Source organism: Mesorhizobium sp. M7D.F.Ca.US.004.03.1.1, from assembly GCF_003998635.1.
In the GTDB taxonomy this organism is placed as follows: Bacteria; Pseudomonadota; Alphaproteobacteria; order Rhizobiales; family Rhizobiaceae; genus Mesorhizobium; species Mesorhizobium loti.
Genome location: NZ_RZQG01001815.1, coordinates 1 through 434 on the forward strand (window position 1 = coordinate 1; position 434 = coordinate 434).

The 434-nt window shown below is 61.8% G+C and carries 1 pseudogene; it reads right to left on the reverse strand.

From position 1 onward, the window contains the following. A pseudogene (locus EN935_RS40190) lies at positions 1–358 on the reverse strand (hypothetical protein); the annotation flags it as partial. Between the last annotated feature and the right edge of the window lie 76 nt (positions 359–434).

Here is a 434-nt window from a genome sequence, read left to right on the forward strand (position 1 = left end):
GCAAATCTCCCAACGCGGGCATCGAGCCGGGGATGGGCAGCAATTCGCGCCGCGCCGTGGTGTCGTGTGCTGGGGCGCAGTCGATCAGACCACGCGTATAAGGGTGCCACGGTTGCGCCAGGACGCTGCTCGTCGGGCCCTTTTCGACGATCGAGCCAGCATACATGATGCTGACCTTGTCGCTGACCTGGGCAACAACACCCATATCGTGGCTGATAAACAAGCAGGCCGCGTTCTTGGCGGTTATCAGATCGCGGATAAGCCCCAGCACTTGTGCCTGCACGGTAACGTCAAGCGCGGTGGTCGGTTCGTCGGCGATGATGAGTGCGGGATCGAGCGCAATGGCGATGGCGATCATCACGCGCTGCCGCATACCCCCCGACAGCTGATGCGGGTAGAAATTCAGTGTCGCCTCGGGTTGGGGAATCCGTACC